General features: G+C 62.3%; 1 protein-coding gene. It reads left to right on the plus strand.

Annotated elements, in window-relative coordinates; translation table 11 throughout:
* Positions 1-526 (plus strand): RibD family protein (locus U1T56_RS24560; RefSeq protein WP_418162089.1); only part of this gene is annotated, 526 nt, incomplete at its 5' end.
* Positions 527-528: the final 2 nt, after the last annotated feature.

A 528-nucleotide genomic window follows, 5' to 3' on the forward strand; every position in this document is an offset into this window, starting at 1 on the left:
TTTGGTCGGCGTCAACACCGTGTTGGCGGACAATCCGAAGTTGACGGTCCGCATCGGGGAGCAACGGAAAAATCCGCTCCGCATCATTTTGGATACAAACTTGCATACGCCGCTTGACGCCCATGTCGTCACCGACCGGGAGGCGGAAACGTGGATCATCACCGGGAGCGGCATCAGCTGGGAAAAGGCCGAGGCATACGAGCGCCTCGGGGTGCGCATCATCCCGATGGCGGCTGCGCACATTCATGTGCGCGACGTGCTCCGGCTGCTCGGTGAGCAGCGCATTACGTCGCTGTTTGTGGAAGGCGGCTCGCGCGTTCATGACAGCTTCCTCCGGGCAGGGGCGGTCAATGAAGTGGTCGCCTACATCGCCCCGAAGCTGATCGGCGGCCGCGAAGCGCCGACGCCGGTCGGCGGCCTCGGCTTCTCGCGCCTTGAAGAGGCGATGGAGCTTGACATCCGGCAGTTGGAGATGGTCGGCCCGGATATAAAAGTCGTTGCTGCGGTGAAAAAGAGGGGGGAGTAAGG

Origin of the sequence: Benzoatithermus flavus (genome assembly GCF_037908215.1) — a bacterium.
In the GTDB taxonomy this organism is placed as follows: Bacteria; Pseudomonadota; Alphaproteobacteria; order Geminicoccales; family Geminicoccaceae; genus Benzoatithermus; species Benzoatithermus flavus.